Origin of the sequence: Corallococcus sp. CA047B (assembly GCF_003612065.1) — a bacterium.
GTDB lineage: Bacteria > Myxococcota > Myxococcia > Myxococcales > Myxococcaceae > Corallococcus > Corallococcus praedator.
Map to the genome: position 1 here is coordinate 1 of NZ_RAWD01000085.1, position 19705 is coordinate 19705.

Annotated in this window: 18 protein-coding genes and 1 tRNA gene; all 19 read right to left on the bottom strand. The window is 67.4% G+C overall.

Annotated elements, in window-relative coordinates; translation table 11 throughout:
• Window positions 1-483, bottom strand: a 483-nt coding sequence (locus D7X74_RS15700; RefSeq protein ID WP_120533776.1) for a bifunctional transcriptional activator/DNA repair enzyme AdaA, incomplete at its 3' end; no start/stop codon positions are given.
• A gap of 345 nt (window positions 484-828) precedes the next feature.
• Window positions 829-902: transfer RNA gene (locus tag D7X74_RS15705), tRNA-Ile, on the bottom strand.
• Between the two features lie 300 nt (window positions 903-1202).
• The gene (locus tag D7X74_RS15710; protein WP_120533777.1) at window positions 1203-1985 is read right to left on the bottom strand and encodes an immunity 49 family protein; all 783 of its coding nucleotides are present in this window, start codon (window positions 1983-1985) and stop codon (window positions 1203-1205) included.
• Window positions 1986-2016: 31 nt separating this feature from the next.
• Window positions 2017-2601 carry an imm11 family protein gene (locus D7X74_RS15715; RefSeq protein WP_120533778.1) on the bottom strand — a complete coding sequence of 195 codons (585 nt, stop codon included), beginning with the start codon at window positions 2599-2601 and terminating at the stop codon, window positions 2017-2019.
• Window positions 2602-2614: 13 nt separating this feature from the next.
• Entirely contained in the window at window positions 2615-3487 is an 873-nt protein-coding gene (locus tag D7X74_RS15720; RefSeq protein WP_120533779.1) for an AHH domain-containing protein, read from the bottom strand.
• A complete protein-coding gene (locus D7X74_RS15725; protein WP_120533780.1) occupies window positions 3484-4599 on the bottom strand; it encodes a hypothetical protein in 1116 nt (371 codons plus the stop codon). The genes D7X74_RS15720 and D7X74_RS15725 overlap by 4 nt, the downstream gene beginning before the upstream one ends.
• Window positions 4600-4641: 42 nt before the next feature.
• Window positions 4642-5967, bottom strand: a complete 1326-nt coding sequence (locus D7X74_RS15730; protein WP_233602114.1) for a TIGR02270 family protein — start codon at window positions 5965-5967, stop codon at window positions 4642-4644.
• Window positions 5968-6085: 118 nt separating this feature from the next.
• The gene (locus D7X74_RS15735) at window positions 6086-6544 is read right to left on the bottom strand and encodes a DUF4150 domain-containing protein (protein ID WP_120533782.1); all 459 of its coding nucleotides are present in this window, start codon (window positions 6542-6544) and stop codon (window positions 6086-6088) included.
• Window positions 6545-6577: 33 nt separating this feature from the next.
• The gene (locus D7X74_RS15740; protein WP_120533783.1) at window positions 6578-7597 is read right to left on the bottom strand and encodes a DUF2169 domain-containing protein; all 1020 of its coding nucleotides are present in this window, start codon (window positions 7595-7597) and stop codon (window positions 6578-6580) included.
• A gap of 12 nt (window positions 7598-7609) precedes the next feature.
• Window positions 7610-8290, bottom strand: coding sequence for a hypothetical protein (locus D7X74_RS15745; RefSeq protein WP_147446577.1), 681 nt, complete (start codon window positions 8288-8290; stop codon window positions 7610-7612).
• Window positions 8291-8315: 25 nt separating this feature from the next.
• Window positions 8316-9347 (bottom strand): hypothetical protein, encoded by a 1032-nt coding sequence (locus D7X74_RS15750; protein ID WP_120533785.1) that lies wholly within the window; start codon window positions 9345-9347, stop codon window positions 8316-8318.
• Between the two features lie 5 nt (window positions 9348-9352).
• Complete coding sequence (gene tssH / locus D7X74_RS15755) at window positions 9353-11953, bottom strand: type VI secretion system ATPase TssH (protein ID WP_370450759.1); 2601 nt, start codon at window positions 11951-11953, stop codon at window positions 9353-9355.
• A 115-nt stretch (window positions 11954-12068) separates the two neighbouring features.
• A complete protein-coding gene (gene tssG, locus D7X74_RS15760) occupies window positions 12069-13115 on the bottom strand; it encodes a type VI secretion system baseplate subunit TssG (RefSeq protein WP_199732819.1) in 1047 nt (348 codons plus the stop codon).
• Entirely contained in the window at window positions 13079-14833 is a 1755-nt protein-coding gene (gene tssF, locus D7X74_RS15765) for a type VI secretion system baseplate subunit TssF (RefSeq protein ID WP_120533787.1), read from the bottom strand. Before tssF ends, tssG begins: the two co-directional genes overlap by 37 nt.
• A gap of 37 nt (window positions 14834-14870) precedes the next feature.
• A complete protein-coding gene (tssE, locus tag D7X74_RS15770; protein WP_120533788.1) occupies window positions 14871-15266 on the bottom strand; it encodes a type VI secretion system baseplate subunit TssE in 396 nt (131 codons plus the stop codon).
• A 66-nt stretch (window positions 15267-15332) separates the two neighbouring features.
• Window positions 15333-15824, bottom strand: a complete 492-nt coding sequence (gene tssD, locus D7X74_RS15775) for a type VI secretion system tube protein TssD (protein ID WP_120533789.1) — start codon at window positions 15822-15824, stop codon at window positions 15333-15335.
• Between the two features lie 128 nt (window positions 15825-15952).
• Entirely contained in the window at window positions 15953-17443 is a 1491-nt protein-coding gene (gene tssC / locus D7X74_RS15780; protein WP_120533790.1) for a type VI secretion system contractile sheath large subunit, read from the bottom strand.
• 18 nt (window positions 17444-17461) lie between these two features.
• Window positions 17462-17980: a type VI secretion system contractile sheath small subunit gene (gene tssB, locus D7X74_RS15785; RefSeq protein WP_120533791.1), complete on the bottom strand. Its 519-nt coding sequence runs from the start codon at window positions 17978-17980 to the stop codon at window positions 17462-17464.
• Between the two features lie 27 nt (window positions 17981-18007).
• A complete protein-coding gene (gene tssA, locus D7X74_RS15790; RefSeq protein WP_120533792.1) occupies window positions 18008-19702 on the bottom strand; it encodes a type VI secretion system protein TssA in 1695 nt (564 codons plus the stop codon).
• Window positions 19703-19705 lie beyond the last annotated feature (3 nt).

Below are 19705 nucleotides of genomic sequence, written 5' to 3' on the forward strand. Positions count from 1 at the left end.
GGCGAGGGCGACCTCGGCCATGGACAGGTGCGTTTCGTGGAGGAGCTGGCGGGCGAAGAGGACGCGGCGCGTCTGCGCCACGGCGACGGGGGAGGCCCCCAGGTGTTGCTGGAACAGCCGCCGCAGCTGGCGGTCGCCGACGCCGAGCCGGTCCGCCAGCGTTTCGACGTTCCCGTCATCGGCGTCGAGCAGACCGTCGGCGATGAGGGCCAGGGCGCGGGAGACGGTGACGGAGGTGCCGCGCCAGGGGGCGAGCGTGGGAGACGTCTCCGGCCGGCAGCGGAGGCACGGGCGGAAGCCTGCCTCCTGGGCGGCCGCGGCGGAGGGGTAGAAGGCGCAGTTTTCGAAGCGGGGGGCGCGGGCCGGGCAGACGGGGCGGCAGTAGATGCGCGTCGTCCTCACGGCCGTGAAGAAGCGCCCGTCGAAGCGGGCGTCCCGTGTCGTGAGCGCGCGGTAGCAGGCGGCGGGGTCCAGGCCGTTCATGGGACAAAGGTCCCACGGCGGGCCGGGGTTGTCTGGCCGTTTTCGGACGTGGACGTCGTCAGGACGACCTGGAGGGTTGCCCGTCTACCACCTCACCGTCAGAGCCGTCGTCTCGCCCCGCCCGAGGGGCTCGGTCGTCTCGTGGCGGCCCAGGGCGGCATGTCCAGCCCGGCACGTCCGAATGCCCGCCCAGGCGCACCAGGACATGGGCGACGTCGGAATCGGAATGCAGGGAGGGGCGCCCGGGCGAGACCCCGAAAGGGGCAGGGGCCCACCAGGAGAAGGGAGCGAGCCACACTCCGGGAAAAAAGATGCCCCGTCCCCAGAGAACCGGGGACGGGGCAGTGGCCAGGGTCGGACTTGAACCGACTACCTGCGGATTATGAGACCGCCGCTCTAACCAGGTGAGCTACCTGGCCGTGAAGCCCCGCCCCTATATCGAGCCAGGGACATGACCGCAAGAACTTCGGACGGCGCGAACGGAAGAGCCTGACACCCGGCCGGGAATGGGTCACGGCTGCTTTGTTGCCTCCCGGGCAGCCCACTTTCGGGGGCCAGGAAGCACTGGGGCGGGGAGATGGGCCCCACCTGGACGGGGGGGCCTCGCCGGTCAGAGCCAGGGGCCCTCGTAGAGCAGCAGGGCGGTCTTATCGGTAGCGCCGTACTTCGACTTGATGGTCAGCGTTCCCAAATCGGAGAGCGAAGGCTTTTCGTCCGGATCATCCTGCCAGGGAGACCACCCAGTCGCCGCGGTAGGTCTCCGTCATGGGCAGGCGGGCGAGCGGGGGACAATAGCGAAAGTGCTCCTCATGGGGCGCGATGCCCAGGCGCTCCGCGAGCCTGAGCAGGGCCAGGCCCTCCAGCCAGATGGCTCGTCGAGGCGCGAAGCGTGTCACAGGGGTGGTGAAGAGCCTGGCGCGTCTCTCGATATCCTCCCCGTGGACCAGCCCTGCATATCGGAACGCTTCGGTGAAGCACTCGCCATCGCCGTCCATCAAGGCGCGGGCGCACGCTGCGAGGCCACTGTTCGTCTCGCCCTCCGCTGTCTCCAGATCTTCGATCCTCGGCAGCAGGGCATCCCTCGTGCCCGGAGCAATCAGGGCGTGGACGACCTGTGCCCATGCATGCTCGGTGCGGTATTCGTCCTCTGGGCGCCAGCGCGTCTCCGCGAGTGCCGCCAACTGTCGAGCCAGCTCCCAATGCCCCGAAGCCGTGGCTCCGAGCAGAGGAGCGGTGCTCCGGGACGCAGGGAGGGGAAGCGCTTCGCGGTGCAGAAAAACCAACAGTCTTCGCCAGTTCTCTGCGGCCCGGCACAGGTTGACGAAGAATCCTTGGGGGTTGCCGTCCACCAACAACGTGGCGACCGCAACGACATGGAAGTGGAGGCAGAGTTCATCCACGTCGTGCACGAGCGCTTCGCGTCCGGTCCCGGGTTCGATTTGACGAAGCATCCGCTGGATCGCCCGTCCCGAATCTTCCCTGAGTGCCGCAAGCCGAGCCACGGTGTTCCCTCCCTTGCGATGCCCGAAACGTTCAGGCGAACATGTCGTCGAAGCCTTCAGCGGGGTGGGCGACGAACCCGGTCAGTCCGGCGTTGACGAAGGCCTCCCGGACCCGATCCGAGATGAGGATCAACTCCATCATGTCTCTGGCTCGGAACACCTGCGCCTTCGGATCGATCCCGTCCTTCGTCAGCACCAGGTTTCCCAGCCGGGTGAGTTCCTTCTGGGTGATGGGATCGATGTCGTAGTCGGACTTCTGCATGTCAATGACATCCTGCGAGCCCAGGACATTGAGGACTCCATAGTCCTTGCCCACCGGATTCCATTGGTGATCGCAGAGGGTGACGGGCAGGAACTCCGTGTTGTCCACCTGCAGTTCCTTCAGCACTTGGTTGACACGGGAGGACACCAACAAGACGCCGACCGTGTTTCGAACGAAGTCGTACACCTTCCGCCGATCCATGAAGTGGTCGGAGAATGAAACCTTGCCCCCCATCGGGAACTGGCGCCCCAGCGGCTCTCCCTTGCTGAGCTTCCAGTTGGTGGGACTGTCCTTGGGCATCGCGTCGATGATGGCCCCATCCGGTGATTCCGCCTTCAAGACCCAATAGTTCATGTCGGCTGCTTTCCTACCAGAGGCTGCCCCACTCGTAGAGGGTGCCGCTCTTGTTTTCGTACCGCACGTGCTCGGAACCGGGTCCCACATACCTTACTCCGGCGACCTTGGCAGCCACGAGCCGGCGACTGATGCCGGTCAGGAGGTTCCAGAATTGCTCCTCCATTTTCTTCAACGCCTCGAACGCCGATTCTGCCAGGGAGCCATGGGGCTTGCCTGAGTCGATGACTTCCTGGAGGCGCTTGGCCACCTTCCTCATTTCTTCCATGATTCGCAGCGTATAGGCCTCATGATCGCTGGGGTGGCAGATGAGGGAGTGGACTGGTACGGCCCAATCCTCCCTGGGAAGCATGATGAGGTTGTGCCCATGATTGATGTTGTAGTCGGACATCAATAGCAAACGGATTTGTTTGTAGGTGAATGCTGGCTGGCCGTCCTTCATCACGTAGTAGAAGGCCGAGCCTGGCAGGATGTGATGGGCTGCCCACTCATACGGAAATTGCTGAGCGAAGGAGGGATTGAAGTTTTCCTTCGGTCCTCCTGGGAATTCCGCTCGTTCCTTCACCATCTCCCGAATCTCATTCAGGTGGGCATGGCTGAAATTCCGGTAGACCCCCCGACCGTCCTGGCTCTTGAGGTATGTGTAACCTCGGCGTGAGTAGTTGTCGCCCTTGGACAGCACTCCGTTGAGCGGAGCATTGGGATCGAGGTGGCCCTCTTCGGAGGCAGGCTCCGCCTTCTTCTTGCTCTTCTTCGGCGACTTCTTGGCTTCGCTCTTGGCGTCCTTCCGCGCTGCGTCCTTGCGCTCCATGTTGCGGTGATAGATGGCGTTGAGCCGCCGGGCCAGTTCGGAGTTGGGCTCGTGCCGTGCGTCGTGGGTCGTCATGGCGAGGCGTCCTTGGACCGCGATGAAGGTTCGGCCTCCAGCAGCATCGCGGCACGTCCTGCATCGTCAGCAGTGGAAAGGATGAGACAGGTGGACGACGGTGCATAGCGCCGCTGCAAGCCGCGGGTGGCCACACAGACCGCGACCGCGCCTGATGCGGCCCCTACATCGCCGAATCCGAGTGATGGAAACCAAGCACGAGGGCTCGACTCCATGGCATCCTGAGCGCGCAGATGGAGCAGGACCATTCCCCATTCCCGGGCTCGTGCTTCTTCTCCATTGTGGTCACTCACGAGCAGCGGCGGCGACAGTGTCTGTTCGACCGTTGCCAGTGCATCCCTGGCGCATCCCGCCAGGGCGCGGCCATCCGAGGGCCGGTCGGAGCCTCGGGGGTGAGGCTCTCGGCCCAGCCGTACCGCTCGAAGTAGCACGTTGGGTACTCCTGGCGACGGAGCTGTTTCGTTGCGTGAGAGGAGCAACGCCGCGCCAGCTTCTCCGGGCGTCAATCCCACGGGCTGGTCCAGCGTCTTCAGTCGGTGGTCCTCCATGAGCGCTTCGAGGGTGGATTCCTCGACCAAGCAGTCCAGCCCCATCACCACGCACGACCGAAGCCCGGCATGCTGCAACTGGGCATGGGCTTCGTGCAATGCCTGCGCAAAGGCCACATGACCTCCTCCGAAGAAGCGTCGTGGCCCCTTCCAGCCCAATCCCAGGTTGCGCAGGCTGGCTTTGAGTACCCGCGTCCCCAGAGAATCGATCCGCTGGTCCAGCGTGTCATCTGGTCCGCCCAGGTCCATCCCCCGTTCCAGAGGATCGGGCAGGGCCAGATAGAAGCCGGTCTCAGCCCCGAATGCCTCCAGGTCCGATCGTGTCCAGAGGTCTTTGAGCACTTCACACGCAAGCGCAACAAGTCGTCCAACGCCCGTGAAGCCAAAAGTCGCACCCGGCAGGGTACGGACGGTGATGGGTTGTGGGAACTCATCTCCAGGAAGGGAGAGGTCGGTTTCCAACGCAGGAGATGGACGCTGCAGATTGGCTCGGAAGGCGGCACACGCTGGAACGGCGGGGCCGAGGCAGGAGGCCATTCCCAATCCGCTGACGAACACCTTCACGGTTTTCCTCCGGGCTCATTCCTGGCACCGGGCATTCGAGGATCAACCATGTGCTGTGCCTTCAAGGCAACGAGAGAAGTGCCTCGCAGGCAGCCTGTGTGCGGCTTCCATCCGCGCGAGTTGGATCCGCGTCCAGGTGAATGGGTCAAGGGCCAGTTCCCCACGGGTCCTCAGCTCCAATACAGGTGCCAGTGTGTTGCGACGGTACATGGACGCCTCCCGCAGTGCCTCCAACAATGCTGCTTGCCCGAAGGGCTGGCCATGGATGTATCGGGTCGTGGGATTGAATCCCCTGGCCTTTTCTTTCCACCAGGCCTCCACCGCCGAAACATCGGGCACAGGAAGCGTCGTTTCCGGTGTGGGAGTACCAGGATGCCGCGCATCCTCGTCTTCGTCCTCCGCCGTGGCCTCCTTCACGTCGTCGGCAGGCTCCATCGTCCGCCCCGTAATCGTCGAGAAGGCCTCTGCGGCGAGTGCCGTCCACGGCTCCTGCCGCATCAGCTCCAGGCAGGTCCTTGCCGCGTCCACCGTGCCGAGCAGGCCAAGCACCTGTATGCACTCCCGACGCGAGGTGGGAGTTTCCAATGCCTCGAACAGAAGGCGCTGGTTGTCGCTCCCGCCAGCGATGGCCAGGGCCCTCAATGCCAGTCCCCGGAGGGGTCCACGCCCTGTTACCTGTCGGCGGCACTCCCGCCACGCCAGATGGTTTCCTCCGATAAGTCCCAGCTCCAACGCGGCCTCACGGACCTCTGGAAACGTGGAGTGCAGGCCTTCCTCTAGCAATGCATCGGGCATGAGGGCCGAGAAGGCCTTCATGCAACGAAATGCCGCCGCTCTGACCTCGGGGACTTCATGTCTGAGGAACGAGCTCAGTTCCGGTCCCAGGTTCACGCGCCATGCCCCCAAGGCATCCAGGGCAGCGGCAAGCAACGGAGGTGGCGTTGTGGGAATCAGAAAGGTACGCAGTACGAACTCCAGTCTCTTGCCTCCCGCGAGCCGAAGTGCCTGGCGGACGCCGCTTCCCAGAAGGCCCGCTTCTTCTTGCAGGTCTTCGAGGATGCTTTTGAGTACCCCTTCCGGAGTCTCCTGGAGCAGCAACGCGAGCGCGGCGGCTTCGACCCTGCCCGGATCCCCTTCCTGACGCAGCGCGGGCGCCAGGAGTCGTGTCCTCGCTGGGGAACCGGCAAGGACAAGCGCGTCGACGTGAGCCAGCAGTCGTTCTTCCAGTCCTGTGACATCATCCAGGACATGGTCCGGAGCAACGAGGGCATGTCTCCAGCGGCCCCACAGGTACCCAGACTCATCAAGGTGGGTTTCCAGCATCTCCCACGCAATTGGAAGTGCATGGTGCGGTGGGGGCGCTGCCATTGGTCGCATCCTTCCAGGAGAGGACATCGTGGACATATGAAGGGCGCGCCTTGAACAGGTAGTGACGATTGTCTTCGAAGTGAAGCGAAGGTGCGCCATCCTTCGCCCTGTTCCTACCCTAGAACTCCTTTTCGCAGACCAAGCAGTTGCATTGAGCCTTGCCCTTGCCGGCTGCCATCAGTGGAGCCTGCATGAGCGGTGACGGGGGCGTGTTCTTGTCGTTGTGAAGCATCAAATCCATCGCGCGCGCCACGTTCTTGCCGTCCATCTGCACATCGAACGAGAAGTTGACGAACTCAGCCTTTCCCTTCGTCTTGGCGGACACGACGCCTCCTCCCGCTGACCCTGCTTCGTCCCCTGTGCTGGTGCTGAAGTTTGAGTCCTTCACGCACACGGGATTGCCTCCCACTGTCACCGTCTTGGTGCCCTTAGCGGTGTCCGAGGACTGCGCCACATTGGGGTAGGGGATGGGGCCTGCCGGGGATGGCGTTTTGCACACGTCTGGAAAAGCGACGGTGGTGCCATTGCTGTCCTTGGTGACTACTGACGTTTTGTTCACGCCAGTATTGATCGACATTGTCTTCCTTGTGTGTTGATGCTTCAGCCGTGATCAGAAGTCCTGGCCCGCTGTGATGCGCAGGCTTCGCACGTCGTGGATTCCGTCCCGCAGCACCACGTGCCCCCGCCAGGTCAGCAGCACCTGGTCCTCATCCGTGTCCAGGAGGACTGTGTCCAGGTGCATCTCGGGCTGGATGTCCTCGCCGCCTGTCTGCTCCACCAGGACATTCGGCGCGGCCTGGCCGGGCAGGTCGAAGGACAGTCGGCCCTTCGCCGAGGCTCCCGCGATGACGATGGGTTCGTCGCCCTTCAGGTAGCCCGGGGCGATGAGGCCCGGCGCGGCCGCGTTGAAGAAGCGCCGGTCGAAGTCCCGGGGCAACAGCGGCTTGCGTGTCTTGTTCCAGGCTTCATCGTAGGTCCCCGCGTACCGTGCGCGCGGGTGCCAGTGCGGCGACGTGAAGCCGAACCCCGCGGGCCTCACCTGCTGACCGAAGTCGCGCAGCGGATCCTCGGGGTCCTCCAGGTTGGGGAGCGCCAGTCCTTCCTCGAAGTGGCGCGGACTCGCGCGGAAGCCCGTGCCCACGGGGTTGCGTGGCTCGAAGGAGGGCTTCTGCGCATCCGTCTTGTCCCAGCCTCCAAAGGCGCGCTCCCACGTGAGGGGAATCCGTTCGAAGGGCAGGGGCTTCGTCGCGGCCACGCGTCCCAGGCTCTTGAACCACGTGCGCTCGCCCGTGACTCGCACCGCCTTCTTCAGCGGACCCACCTGGAGCGCCACCAGTGTCTCCGTCGCGCCGCTCCGGGGCGCGTGCGCATGCCCGAGCAGCACCACGTCCGTCGCGGGCTTGATGAAGGCTCCCTCGGATTCGTACCGGTCGCTGGACTCACCGGGCTTGCCCAGGGGCTCGCCGCTCCACTTGACGGGCACCTGCTGCCTCGCGAGCCGCAGCCCCGTCCCGGTCAGCGTGTACGTGGCCTTGATGACCACCAGGAGCAGGGGACGCCCTTCCTCGTCCGCCAGCCCCATCAGGCCCTGGGCGAACGGCGTCTCGTTCTCGATGGAGGGATGTCCCATGCCTGGATGTTCTCACTGCTCCACGGTGAAACCCTTGCGGAATCCCTGCACCGTTGGCGTGGGCCCCGGACCCACCGTCACCGTGCCGGTGTCGCCCTCCAGCTCCGCCGACGTCTCCTTGCCCTTGACGAAGCGCACCGTCGCGATGCGCCGGATGGCATCACGTCCGTGCTTCTCGCTCCGCCCCAGCTCCTTCAGCGCGTGCGAGGCGACGTTCAGCGCCAGCTCCAACGCCAGCCGTCCCGGTTCGTCGTCCAGCCCCACCCAGTCCACCTCGAAGCGCAGCACCTGTCCGCCCAGCGCACCTTCGCTCGGCCAGAACTGCTCCGTGATGCCCTTGGCAAGCTGCTCCGACAGCTTCTGCAGATCCGACCGCGTGGGCAGGGGCCGCACCATGCCGGGCACCTGCGCCAGCTTGCCCGCGTCCGTCACCGTCACCGCCACCACCGACGCCAGGTCCACGTACGTCACCGACTCGGAGCGCAACAGGCCCTCCTTCTTCAACGCCAGCAGCACGGCTTCCTTCGGAAGGAAGTCCAACAGCTCGCCGCTCACCTGATGGCCATGCGTCAGGTGCAGGGTGACGCCCACGGACGGCACGGCCTCTCCCGTCCGCCCCCGCGTCACCAGCAACGCGAGCTGCTCCAGCAGCTTCTCGACCCGCCGGGCCACCAACCGCTGCACGTTTTCCATGCGCATGCGCTCCTGGACGGCGGGTTCAGGGCTTCGCGCCGGACGCGGTCTTCGGCGCGGCTTCCTTCGTGACCGACGGTGGAGTGCGTGGCAACACTTCCTGCTCCGGCAGCGGCTTCGCCCCGGCCAGGAGCTGCTGTTCAATCATCCGCACCCACAGCGAGGGCGCGCTGCCCTGCAGGACGTTGTCCTGCACCGTGAGCTCCCGGTGGTCCTGCGCTCGGCGGTAGAGGCGCGGCGCCACGGCCGGCTGTGTCGGATCCGAATCCGTCACCTGCACCTGCTCCTGCACCGTGATGCCGTCCGCCTTGAACGACACCGTCGACGCCAGCTCGTACGTGCGACGCAGGCCGCTGGGCAGCGTGAAGGACAGCTCGCGGCTGAGCGGGAACCAGGCAGCGCCCAGGCAGGCCTTGTTCTTGCTGGACACCGCCTCACCGAAGAAGCGGTGGCTTCGCAGCGGCATGATGCGCACCGCGCGTCGGCACACCTGTTCCTCTGATGCATCGGTGGTGCAGGCGTCTCCCTCGGCCACCAGCACCTCCGTGCCCGCCACGTGCTCCATCCGCAGCTGCGCGCGCAGTGGCAGCGCTCGCAGCGTGCCCAGGGCCTCCACGGAGAAGCCGGTCTCCGTCGTCAGCACCCTTGCGACGGGGCCTACGCCCTCGCCGTTGGTGTAGCGGCGCGTGATGACCCAGACCAGCCGCTCGCGGGCCTGGGTCGTCACCATCACCAGGTCCTCCTCCGTCAGCTTCTCCGCCGGCGGAAGGGGTTCGGAGGGTGGGCCTGCTTCGCGGCATTCGTCCAGCACCGGGTCCTGCCAGACGACCGGCGCGCCCGAGCAGTCCACCGCGGGCCTGGGCACCACGTTGCGCTCCTTGTCGTAGCCGTGCAGCAGCAGCGCGAACCAGACGTCCGGCGTGGGCGCGGAGCGCACGTTGAGGTCCGCGTCCCTCTGGCAGAGCTGGGGCGCGGGCTTCGTGGTGGCGCAGCCCGTCTGCAGCGTCAGCGCGACACCTGTGAGCATCACCAGTTGTTTCATCATGGAGGTCGCCATGGGGCTCAGGCTCCGGAGAACTGGAGCGACCAGTCTCCTTCGGCGGTCAGTGCGATGTGCAGACGGGGCGGAACCTCGCCGCCCGCGAGCTTCTGCAGCAGCTCCCGGGACAGCGCCGGCATCAGCGAACCCTGGAGGATCTGCTCCAGGTTGCGGGCTCCCGTCTCGGACTCCGTGCAGCGGCGGGCAAGCTCGTCCAGCAGCTCCGGCGCCAGCGTCGTCTCCACGCCGTGCGCCGCGCGCACGCGGCCCACCAGCTTGTCGAGCTTCATCTCCGCGATCTGCCGCATCACGTCGCGCTGCACCGGTCCGAACGGCACGATGGTCATGCGCGCCAGCAGCGCCGGCTTGAAGTGCTGACTCAAGGCCGGGCGGATCGCCGCCATCACCTGGTCCGACGTGGGCGCCGCGTCCCCGTCGAACATCCGCATCACGATGTCCGACGCCAGGTTGCTCGTCAGGATGATGACCGTGTTGCGGAAGTCCACGGCGCGGCCCTCGCCGTCCGTCAGCATCCCCTTGTCGAACACCTGGTAGAAGAGGTTCATCACCTCCAGGTCGGCCTTCTCGCACTCGTCGAGCAGCACCACGGAGTAGGGCCGCTGGCGCACGGCCTCCGTCAGCAGGCCGCCCTCGCCGTAGCCCACGTAGCCCGGCGGCGAACCGATGAGCCGCGACACGGTGTGCTTCTCCTGGAACTCGCTCATGTTGAGCGTCGTCATGAACCGCTCGCCGCCATAGAGGCTGTCGGCCAGCGCCAGCGCCGTCTCCGTCTTGCCCACGCCGCTGGGCCCCACGAAGAGCACCACGCCAATGGGCGTGTCCGGGTTGCGGATGCCCGCCTGCGAGATGCGGATGATCTCCGCCACCTTGCGCACCGCCGCGTCCTGCCCCCGCACGCGCGACGCGAGCTTCGACTCCAGGCTCAGCACCGCTTCAATCAGGTCGCTGCGCATCTTGCCCACGGGCACGCCCGTCCAACTGGACACGACCCGCGCCACGATGTCCGCGTCCACGTCCGCGTGGACCAGCGGCTCCTCGCCACGCACCCGGGCCAGCGCCAACGACGCCGCGTCCACTTCCTCCTTCAGCGCCTGCCGGTCCGCGTCCGGCGCAGACGTGGCGAGCGCCTTCCTCGCCGCGGACAGCCTCGCCACCCCCGCGCGCTCCGTCTCCCAGCGCCCGTGCAGCGTGGCCAGCTGATCCCTCACCGCGCTCAGTCGCGACTCCACCTGCTCCACCGCGTCCGCGTCTCCGGGGTGGCCCTCCGACAGGTCCCGCTTGCGCGCGTCGCGCTCGCGCTCCAGGCCGGCGATCTGCTGCTCCAGGGCCACCAGCTCATCGGGCCGCGTCGACTGCTCGATCTTCACGCGCGCCGCCGCCGTATCGAGCAGGTCCACGGCCTTGTCCGGAAGCTGCCGGCCGGAGATGTATCGCTGCGACAGTCTCACCGCGGCCGTGACGGCCTCGTCGCGGATGGTGACGCCGTGCGCGGCCTCGTAGGTTGCACGCAGGCCCCGCAGCATCAGCTCCGCGTCCTCGACGCCCGGCTCCTCCACCTTCACCGGCTGGAAGCGGCGCTCCAGCGCGGCGTCCTTCTCGAAGTACTTCTTGTATTCGCTCCAGGTGGTGGCCGCGAGCGTGCGCAGCTCGCCTCGCGCGAGCGCCGGCTTGAGCAGGTTCGCCGCGTCGCTGCCTCCCGCGGAACCTCCCGCGCCGATGATGGTGTGCGCCTCGTCGATGAAGAGCACGATGGGGGTGGGGGAGGCCTTCACCTCGGAGATGACGGCCTTGAGGCGGTTCTCGAACTCACCTCGCACGCCCGCACCGGCTTGCAAGAGGCCCAGGTCCAGGCCCAGCAGCTCCACGTTCTTCAGCGCGTCGGGCACCTCGCCCTTGACGATGGCCCACGCGAGCCCCTCCACCAGCGCCGTCTTTCCCACGCCCGGCTCGCCCACCAGGATGGGGTTGTTCTTCCGGCGCCGCGACAGGATGTCCACCATCTGGCGGATCTCCCGGTGCCTGCCGAAGATGGGATCGATCTTCCCCTCGCGCACCCGCCCCGTGAACGACGTGGTGAAGCGCTTGAGGGACTCGTCCCCGCGTCCTCCCGACTGCGCTAGGTTGGAGGCGCCCGCTGGCGTGCCCTCCGGAGGCGCGGCCTCCACCGTCTCCGCGGACGGGCGCAGCACCACCTCCAGCGCGTCCATCAGCTCGTCGCGCGAGATGGCGTCCAGCTCCGGGAAGGTCTCCGCCGTGTAGCGGTTCCTCCGGGTGATGAACTGGGCGAACAACACGCCCGAGCGCAGGCGCGTGGCGCCCTGTTCCACCGACGCCTGCAACCACGCGTCTTCAATCCACTGGAAGAGCGTCTCGGAGAACACGGGCCGGCCCGGCGTCCCGGCGCGCATGCCCTGGAGGGCCCGGTCCACGCTGGCCGCCAGCTTCCGGCGGTCCACGTGGAAGTGGCTCAGGATGCGCGCGACGTCGGAGTCCTCCGCCTCCAGCAACTGCGCGAGCAGGTGCTCGACGACGATTTCATAGAAGCGGCCCGTGCTCGCGCGCGCGACAGCCGCCTCCAGCAGGCGGGTGGACGTAGGCGTCAGGCGACGGACGAGCGCCTTGGGATCGACACGAATGGGAACACCCTCCTCGACGGCATGAAAGGAAAGTCCCGGTACCCCGGGGGCCGTGAGCCCCGGACCGCCGGTGGCGCGAAGCTCACGCGCCCGGAACGCTCAGACGGTTCTGGTGGCCGTTGCCCAGCCAGGTGTCCCGGCCGAGCCGCGACGCCTTGTGGTTGTACATGGACAGGAAGAAGGTCTGGCTGACGCTCTCGGTGAGCCCCAGCTCCAGCTCGTACTCCAGCGGATCCCGCAGGAAGAGCGCCATCACCTCGCGCACCATCGGCAGGAGGTTGCCGTCCGGCAGCAGCCGCTTGTAGGCCCGGGGCGGGAGCGGCGCGATGGCGATCTGCATCTTCCCCGTCCGGTCAAACGCCTTGCCCCCCAGCAGCATGTTGCGACCCAGCTGGTTGAACGAATGCCCCAGCCGCGCCCGCGCGTCGATGTCCACCCAGCGCCCCACGAACTGGCGCACCGTGACGGTGGCCCCCTCCAGGTCCTCGCCCAGCGCCTCCTGGAGCGCGACCTCCAGCTTCTCCGCGGTGCGCACCTGGTTGGCCAGGAGCGGCACGATGCGCAGCAGCCGTGAGATGGGCAGCTTGCTGTCCGCGTGCTGCTCGTAGGTGTCGAACCCCGCCAACGCCAGCAGCCTCCGCGACCACTGGTCCGTGAAGCCCGTGTTGGATTCGCTGGTGACGCGGTAGCGCGTCTCCAGCCGGTAGAGCAGCGACAAGAGCCGGTGGTGGAAGAGGTCCAGGAACTCCCTGCGCACGGCGTGGTCCGGGTCCTCCTGGGCCACCTCCTCCGCCAGGTACATGGGCAGCGGGCTGACCGTGCCGGTGAGCCCCAGGAAGCGCGTGGCGACCTCGAAGAGCGGACGGCGCGCGTGCGGATCCTCCGCGCGCACCGGCACCTCGCGCAGCGTGACGCTGCTCACGTCCCCGGAGGAGAAGCCCAGCGACGGATCATGCCGGAAGCGGATCATCTCCTCGCTCACCGGCCCCACGTCGCCCACCCGCACGGCGCCCTCCGTCAGGCGCTCCAGGTAGGCCACGAGCGGAAAGAACCCCAGCCGGGGCGCCGCCTCCTCCAACTCGCGGCTGGCCGCTACGAGATGCGCTGGGAGCCGTTCCTCGGGCGCCACGAGAACTCCGTCTGAGAGGGGTGGAGGCGGACGTTCAACTCGCTGAACGAGTTGATGGTCACGTTCGAGGCCAGCAGCTCATCCAGGATGCAGCCGAAGAGGAAGGCGTCTCCCACCCCCTGGAAGTTCTTCTCGTCCACGTCGATGGTCGTGAGGCTGCCACGCAGGGGCGCGCCCTCCAGGAAGCGCGTCACCGGCTTCGCGTTCAGGGCCTGCACCGCGTCCACGCGCTGACGGCTGGCGCGCGAGGCCAGGTTGTCCGCCAGCGCCTGGAAGTTGTAGAGGTCCAGCAGCCGCCGCAGCGCCGCCGCGTCCGACAGCGAGCGCTGGTTGACGGCCAGGTGCGAGAGCAGCCGCCAGTGCAGCTCCGAGCCCAGCGGCGCCCGCGCGGGCCGGCTCAGCGGCGCGATGTTCTTGAACTTCGCCTGCGTGGGCGACGCCGACGTGGACACCGTGAGGTCGCCCACCTGGAGCCGGGACGGCAGCGAACGGTTGGTGCACGTCAGGTCGATGGAGAGCACCTCCTCCGAACCCAGCAGCGGCGCCACGTCACGCGGCGTCTCCAGCGTGAGGTACGTGTCGATGCCGTCGTCGATGGGCGAGTGCACCCGCCGCTGGCGGAAGAAGGACGTCTCCGCGCCCTCGCCCCGGGTGTGCTCGAAGTCGAAGAAGGGATGGTACGCGCGGCGCTCGTTGCGCCCGGCCTGCATGCCCGTCACCGCGTCCACCGAATAGATCTCCGCGTGCTGCGGCGGCAGGTCCGAGGCCCGCAGCAGGTGCTCGCGGTCCAGTGCGTGGTGGAGGATGGGGTCCGCCGGCACCTGGAACAGGTTGATGACCGGCGCGCAGTGCAGGCGGAACATCTCCCGGGTGATGCGCGCGTCCATCGGCGGGGGACGGTCCAGCTCGAAGGCGATCTCGAACTTGTCCTCCGTGACGAAGGAGGCGGCGGCATCCAGGCCGCGCACGTCGAAGAACAGGAACTTCTCCGGCAGCGTGAAGTACTCCTGGAGCAGCCGGTAGCCCTCCGTGGCCCGAGGCCAGGGCAGCAGCTTGAAGTCGCGCTCGAACCCCGTGGCGCGCACCGCGTCCTGCGGCAGCCGGAGGCCCGGACCGGTGTCGGAGGCCCCGCGCACGCGCACGGCCTTGCAGTAGCGCAGGAGCCACAGCAGCACCAGCGAGCTGGCGGACAGCTCCCCGTGGATGAAGAGCCGCACGCCCGCGGCGCGGAACACCTCCGCGCGGCCCTGCTCGTGCGTCTGGAAGAACAGGCGCAGCACGGGCGACGTCAGGGACGAACGGTCCAACATCGCGTCCTGGAGCGTCAGCGGCATCAGGTCCACGTCGGACGTGGTGCGGAAGACGCAGGACGTGCCGTCCATCGGCTGCGATGCCACCTCCGCGCCCGCGGGGATGCGTGAGCGCCCGCGCAGCGCGCGGACCTGGGGCGTGAACTCCACGATGGTGGTGGCGGGCAGGGGCCGCAGGTAGTGGGGCAGCAGCAATTCCGTGAGGCCGTGCACCATCTCCGGGACGTTGTCGTCCAGGCGCTCGCGGATGCGGGCGGTGAGGAAGGCGAAGCCCTCCAGCAGGCGCTCCACGTCCGGGTCCGCGCCGCGCTCCACCAGCAGGCCCGCGACGCTGGGGTTCGCAAGCCCGAAGGCGCGCCCCATCTCCCGCAAGTAGCTCAACTCACTCAGGTAGTACTTGCTGAACATCCCCGTCCCCCGTCTCGTCGTGCGCCGCTGACCGCGCTCACCACAGCTCCACCTTGCCGCCCGGGTGGACGTGCGTGTGGAACCGGAGGGCGCCGCGCTGGCCCTTCCAGGACAGCTGCGCGCTGATGTCGAACATCAGCGCCGTCGGGTCGTCCTCGTTCGGCTGGTGCGTCACCACCACGCTCTTCAGGCGCGGCTCGAACTCCTGGATGGCCATGCGGATGGACTGCTGCATCTTCGGGATGGCGGACGGGTACATGTGCACGACGTCGTTGAAGTCGAGGATGCCGAAGTTCGGCGCCGCGGCGGATTCACCCCGACGCGTGTTGAGCAGCACGCGCAGGTGCGCGGCCACCGACTCCACGATGTCCCCCTGGGACACCAGTGAGCCCTGGCCTGCCGCGATGCGGGAAAGCAGTCCTCGTTCGGCCATGGGGGCTTGGGGGCGGACGCGAAGCGCCCTTCCCATGTCTTGGAAGGGCGCCCCGCGAAAGGGTGACTAGCGCTGCGTCGCCCAGGAGTCCTCGTGCGTCACGCCACCGTTCGTGTACGTCCAGTTGATGGTGTGGAACACGAAGGTGACCTCCTCCAGGGGCGGCTCGGTGGAGGTGGCGGGGATGATGGTGTTGGGCACCGTCTGCTTGATGCTGCCGATGCGGCCCTGGGCGAAGCCCACCGTGTAGAACTGCTCGGTGGTGCCGTCACCCGTGGGGTTGGGGCGGAAGAACTTCAGCACGCCTTCCACCACCTGGTTCTCCGCGAGCGCCTTCATGAGCAGCGGCGAGCTCTTGTCGATGCGCTTGCGGATGAGCAGGGGCGGGTACTGGCGGCGCCCCGTGGCCAGGCCGGAGCCCGCCTCGCGGGCCGTGATGACCTCCTGCTCGTAGTAGACGCACTCGATGGAGCCTTCACGACCGAGGCTCGTCTGGGTGCTCTCGCCCTTGATGTCGCTGCCGTTCGCCTTCAGGTACAGATGTACTGTCTCAGCCATTTTCGGCCACCTCGTGCGCGGCTTCTTGCCCGCGCGTTGGACCCGGCCCGCGGGAGGGCGGATCGGGTGTGATGGAGCCCCCCGACTGCTTGGGCGTTACGACAGGCGATTTGCGATGCGAGAGGGGCTCACTCCTTGTCGAGCTTTCCAACCAACGACAGCGTGAAGGACACGCCCATGTATTTGAAATGCGGGCGCACCTGCAGGTTGCAGCGGTACCAGCCCGGCTGGCCCTCCACGTCCTCCACCGTCACACGAGCTGCGCGCAGCGGGCGGCGCGAGCGCACCGCGGGCGCCGGATCATCCATGTCCGCGATGTACTGGCTCATCCACTGGTTGAGTTCGCGCTCCAGGTCCGCGCGCTCCTTCCAGCTGCCAATCTGCTCGCGCTGCAGCACCTTCACGTAGTGCGCGAGCCGGGTCATGATGAACATGTACGGCAGCTGCGTGCCCAGCCGGTAGTTGGTCTCCGCCGCCTTGCCCTCCGGCGACGAGCCGAAGAACTTGGGCTTCTGCGTGGAGTTGGCGGAGAAGAACGCCGCGTTGTCCGCGTCCTTGCGGAACACCAGGCCGATGAAGCCCTCCTCGGAGAGTTCGAACTCGCGGCGCTCCGTGAGCATGACCTCCGTGGGGATCTTCGTCTGGATCTCCCCCATGGCCTCGTACTGGTGCAGGGGCAGCGTCTCCACCGCGCCGCCGGACTGCGGCCCGATGATGTTCGGGCTCCAGCGGAACTTGCCGAACGAGTCCGTCACGCGCGTGGCGAACGCCGTGGAGGCGTAGCCCCACAGGTAGCGATCATGGTGGCCGACGACGTCCTCGGTGAAGTTGAACGCCTTCACCGGCACCGTCTTCTCCCCGTACGGCAGCCGCAGGAGGAAGCGCGGCAGGCACAGGCCCACGTAGCGCGCGTCCTCGCTCTCCCGGAAGGAGTGCCAGCGCGCGTACTGGGGGCCCTCGAAGAAGGACTTGAGGTCCTTCAGGTTCGGCAGGTTGAGGAAGCTCTCCTCTCCGAAGAACTCCGGGCTGGCGTTGGCGATGAACGGCGCGTGCGCCATGGCGGCCACGGACGCGCACTTGCGCAGCAGGTCCACGTCCTGCGGGCCGGGCCCGAAGTCGTAGTTGCCGGTGATGAGGCCGTAGGGCTTGCCGCCGAAGACGCCGTACTCGTTGGAGTAGGCGATGCGGTACAGGCCTGACTTCACCACCTCCGGCGCGTCGTCGAAGTCCTTGAGCAGGTCCGCCTTGGAGACGTTGAGCATCTCCACGCGGGTGTTCTCGCGGAAGTCCACGCGGTCCACCAGGAACTTCAGCGAGCGCCAGGACGACTCCAGCGTCTGGAACTGCTTGTCGTGGAGGATCTCATTGACCTGCGCGCTCATGCGCTGGTCGATCTCCGCGATCATCGCGTCCACGAGCGCCTTGTCGATGCGCTCCTCGCCACGGTCCGGCGCCAGCATCTCCGTGATGAAGGCCTGCACGCCCTTGCGGGCAATGTCATAGCCCTCGTCCTTGGGCTTGAGCTTCGCCTCGGAGAGGATTTCGTCGAGCAACGAGTTGGAGCCGAGAGCGATCGCGGCGTCCGCGGCGGGGGTCTGGGTCTGGGTTTGCGTGCTCATGTTCGCGCTCGTTTCGGATTACTTGGTCGGGGCGGAGGCGGCGGCGATGTCTTCGGGCTTGAGTCCCAGCTCCTCGATGAGCTTCTTGCGGCCCTCCTCATCGTTGAGCATGGACTGCAGCTTCTTGCGGAAGGCCGGGAGGTTGCCCAGGGGGCCCTTGAGCGCGTTGAGCGCGTTTCTCAGCTCCAGCAGCTTCTTGAGTTCGGGCACCTGGTTGACGACGCTTTCGGGCGCGAAGTCAGACAGGTTCTTGAACTGGAGGTTGACGGACAGGGTCGCGCCCGCCTCGCTGGAGAGCTTGTCGGCGGCGGAGAGGGTGACGCGCAGGTCCTGCTGGGCCATCACCTCGTTGAAATTGCTCTTGTCGACGTTGATGGGCGCGCGCTGCTCCAGCGGACGGTCATCCTCACGACCGGTGAAGTCTCCCATCACGAGAGTCTTCAGCGGCAGTTCCACCTGCTCCTGCGCATTGCCGGTGGCCGGCTTGTAGACGATGTTGACGCGTTCGGTCGGGGCGACGGAGTTTTCCTTGCTCATCTTCGGCTTTCTCCTGGGGTGAAACGGTTAGGACGCGGTCGTGTCCGGGGCGGACTCCGCAGTCGCTTCCAATCGTTCGACGCGCACGCGCAACGCGGCCGGTGCATCGAGTTGCGCGAGACGACGATAACGAAGGTGTAAGTCCATTTCCAGACGCCCAGTGAAATTTGTCTGGGCAAAGGTGCAGGTCAGGAATCCCTCAAGGCACGCGGCCGCGAGCGCGGGATCCCACGCATCCAGCTGCCGTGCGCTGCATTCCTCATCGAGCAGCTCATACAGCGTCCGCGCGAGTAAGAGATTGCCGGAGTTGGCACACATGCGTGCCAGGGACAGGCGCGCGATGAAGCGGGCCCGTCCCGTGGTGGCTGCGTTCACCGCGCTTTGGAGGCGCTGGAGGGCCTCTTCCGGTTTGCCTGCTTCCAGCAGGACGCGGGCCTCTTCCTGCAGGGCCGCGCTGGTGCCGGTGGCGGGCGTCTCGAATTGGGGGGCGGGCAGGGAGATGCGTGCGGCCCGGGGTGTTGTGCCGGCGGGCTGGCTCGCGGGCGAAGCCCGGGGCACCACCTCCGTCTGGAGCCACTGCTTCGTCGCGGCATCCGTCAGGGGCGTGCCGTCCGACGCCACCAGGTCCACCACCCCGGGCATCCGGCGCAGCAGCGCCGCCAGCTCCATCACCAGCGCCTCGCGCGCACCCGCGTGGGTCGCGCCCAGGCCCGCCAGCGCGTTCGCGACGTGGCGCTGCAACTCCAGCGCGAAGCGGTGCTGCACCAGCGCGGACTCGGCTTCTTCCAGCAGCTCCGCCCACCGGGCGTGGGTGGCCATGCGCTCCAACCGCTCGCGCAGCGCGGGCGGGAAGGGCGGCAGCGAGGTGCGCGCGTTGGCGCCCGGCGCGGGCGGCTGCGACAGGTGCAGCCACAGGCCCGTGCGGAGCATCCGGTAGGCGAGCGGGTCCGCGGTGTTCGCGCGTCGCACCAGGCCCGCCGCGCTCACGAGCGAGCCACCGACGTTGCGCAGGAAGTCCGTCGCGGCCTCGGGGCTCGCCAGCTCCGCGGAGGGCGGGGGCAGGGAGAGCGCGGGCGCCGGAGCCTGCGCGGCCACTGGAGGCTGCGCGGGCGTGGGCGCCGTGGGCGCGGCGACGGGGACTGGCGCGGGTTCGGGCGTCTGGAGCGACGCTCGCAGCCGCATCACCCCTTCCAGCAATGGCCCGAAGGCAGGGCCCTGTCCCTCGAAGCGGGCGCGCGACAGCTCCGCGAGCCGCGCGGCCGCTTCCGAGAGCTGGCCCAGGAGGTCGCTGTCGGCGGCGGTCACTTTCACGGAGGGGAGCACGCGGCCCATGCGCTCCACGAACCAGGTCACCGCGTTCGCCCGGCCGCGCAGGCGCTTCGCGTCCGGGAAGAGGGTGGGCCAGTACTGGTCGGTGACTTCCGCCAGCACGACCATGCCGGTGAGGGCGCCGGACAGGCCCTCCGTCATGTACATCCCGTAGGCGAGGTAGGACGCGAGCCACAGGTCCTTGGTGGTGTGCTGGAGCAGCTGGCCGGAGCCCCGCACGACGCCGGCCCAGTCCACCGCGTCGCTGGCGGGCGACTCGAGCTTGGCGACCTCCGTGGACACGGCCTCGTAGGCCGGGTCGTGCTTCGCCTGCACGCCGGACGGCTTGTCCTCGGAGATGGGCTCCAGCCAGGGACGGGTGCGCGCGCGAAGGAGTTCAGCGGAGGCGGTCATGGC

Bases quoted from the DNA above. Each gene is read 5' to 3' on its own strand.
- D7X74_RS15715 (WP_120533778.1), bottom strand. From the start codon at position 2,601: ATGAACTATTGGGTCTTGAAGGCGGAATCACCGGATGGGGCCATCATC.
- D7X74_RS15720 (WP_120533779.1), bottom strand. From the start codon at position 3,487: ATGACGACCCACGACGCACGGCACGAGCCCAACTCCGAACTGGCCCGG.
- D7X74_RS15730 (WP_233602114.1), bottom strand. From the start codon at position 5,967: ATGGCAGCGCCCCCACCGCACCATGCACTTCCAATTGCGTGGGAGATG.
- D7X74_RS15735 (WP_120533782.1), bottom strand. From the start codon at position 6,544: ATGTCGATCAATACTGGCGTGAACAAAACGTCAGTAGTCACCAAGGAC.
- D7X74_RS15740 (WP_120533783.1), bottom strand. From the start codon at position 7,597: ATGGGACATCCCTCCATCGAGAACGAGACGCCGTTCGCCCAGGGCCTG.
- D7X74_RS15745 (WP_147446577.1), bottom strand. From the start codon at position 8,290: ATGGAAAACGTGCAGCGGTTGGTGGCCCGGCGGGTCGAGAAGCTGCTG.
- D7X74_RS15750 (WP_120533785.1), bottom strand. From the start codon at position 9,347: ATGGCGACCTCCATGATGAAACAACTGGTGATGCTCACAGGTGTCGCG.
- tssF (WP_120533787.1), bottom strand. From the start codon at position 14,833: ATGTTCAGCAAGTACTACCTGAGTGAGTTGAGCTACTTGCGGGAGATG.
- tssE (WP_120533788.1), bottom strand. From the start codon at position 15,266: ATGGCCGAACGAGGACTGCTTTCCCGCATCGCGGCAGGCCAGGGCTCA.
- tssD (WP_120533789.1), bottom strand. From the start codon at position 15,824: ATGGCTGAGACAGTACATCTGTACCTGAAGGCGAACGGCAGCGACATC.
- tssC (WP_120533790.1), bottom strand. From the start codon at position 17,443: ATGAGCACGCAAACCCAGACCCAGACCCCCGCCGCGGACGCCGCGATC.
- tssB (WP_120533791.1), bottom strand. From the start codon at position 17,980: ATGAGCAAGGAAAACTCCGTCGCCCCGACCGAACGCGTCAACATCGTC.
- tssA (WP_120533792.1), bottom strand. From the start codon at position 19,702: ATGACCGCCTCCGCTGAACTCCTTCGCGCGCGCACCCGTCCCTGGCTG.